1 protein-coding gene is annotated in these 1,549 nt (G+C 40.4%); it reads right to left on the bottom strand.

All coding sequences use genetic code 11. The annotated features are described in order from the left end of the window. The coding region (ltrA, locus tag DV872_RS26025) for a group II intron reverse transcriptase/maturase (RefSeq protein ID WP_114632892.1) at window positions 1-1,118 on the bottom strand (1,118 nt) is incomplete at its 3' end. Window positions 1,119-1,549: the final 431 nt, after the last annotated feature.

Raw genomic sequence — 1,549 nt, 5'->3', positions numbered from 1 at the left:
CAGCCCCCAATTTTCATGTTCATATTTCGGCACAGCCATCTACTATTTGTTGTACTATGAGTATTCAGATAAGTCCTCAGATTATCAATCAATCTTGATTCAGACTTCTTGGACGGAACAACATTCCAGTATTTAAATGGTCGCCCTTGTTTATCCCTGTCATACCTGAATGTGAAACCAAGAAAATCAAAAGGTTCAAGACGGGCTTTAACAAGCCTGCTCTTTTCAACATTGATTTCCAATTCCAGTTTATCAAGAATACCAGCTGTATATTCCAACACAGAATCCGGAATAAATTTACCCATCAGAATAAAATCATCTGCATAGCGAATAATTTTAACTCCTTTGCGCTTATAGATTCCATTCATCCGGTTCACAGCTTTATCCAAGATATTCAGATACACATTGGCAAGTAGTGGACTGATGACTCCTCCTTGAGGAGTACCTGTCTTATTCTTCCTACCTCCGTTAACATTCCCATCATTATCTTTAATGGGAGCTTTCAGCCACATTTTAATCAGATGAAGAACTTTCTTATCTGCTATTCTCACAGCAAGAACCTTCATGAGTTTGTCATGAGGAATCGTATCAAAGTAGGAACTCAGATCTGCATCAAATACATGATCTCTTCCCTCTTTCAAGTTCTGCTTTATAGCCCCTATAGCCTTATCGGCGGACATTTTCGGCCTGAACCCGTAGGATTGCTCCTGAAAATCAGCTTCAAATATTGGCTCTATTATCATCTTACATGCAGCCTGGATAACACGATCTTTGATTGTGGGAATTCCAAGGGGTCTTTGTTTTCCATTGGCCTTAGGGATAAACACCCTTCTGACCATCATGGGTTTATAGGATTCTGTTTCCAGTTCCTCCCTGATGGATTTTAGAAACTCATCGGCACCCTCACGCTCAATTCGAGTAAAGTCAACACCATCAACACCGGGACTGCCCCCATTACGTTTACACCGTCTATAGGCTTCTCGCAGTACATAAGGCAGTCTTATCTTGTCGTACAATACATAAAACCTAAAAGATTCCTCCTGCTTGGCTTTTCGATATAGTTTCCTCTGAAAGTCTCGTACTCTTTCATCATCACTCATTTGTGATTTTCTTTTCATTTCTAGAGACTCGCTCAATTTGAAAATACTCCTCTCTTCGGAAACATTATCTGTTCCAATGCCCCTTCGCTCCTGAAAGGTTATGTTGTCCTTTCGATCAGCACTACTATGGGCATATCCGACTTCTTACATATCTGGTTTTCACTTCGGGATTACCTTATAGAAAACCATTTAAGATCACCGATCCTGATATATAAGACCTCCCTTGTTCATACACATACCCTTTAAATACATGTCGCCATTACGACCCCGGCAGTCCTGATTGATGCATATTTCCATTTCTTCTCAATCAGTTATAGGTTTCGCTTGTTCTTGACCATCTCACCAACTGCATTAATAACGTCACTAACGAGGCTACTCTGTGTTCACTTACGTTACGACCTGTATTCTGTTTCAAAAGAGCTTCAACTTTCATCCTCACGGAATCAGCT

It is taken from the genome of Oceanispirochaeta sp. M1 (genome assembly GCF_003346715.1).
Lineage (GTDB): Bacteria > Spirochaetota > Spirochaetia > DSM-2461 > DSM-2461 > Oceanispirochaeta.
The sequence above is the reverse complement of the archived record's forward strand: the minus strand, read 5'-3'. Positions and strand labels throughout refer to the sequence as shown.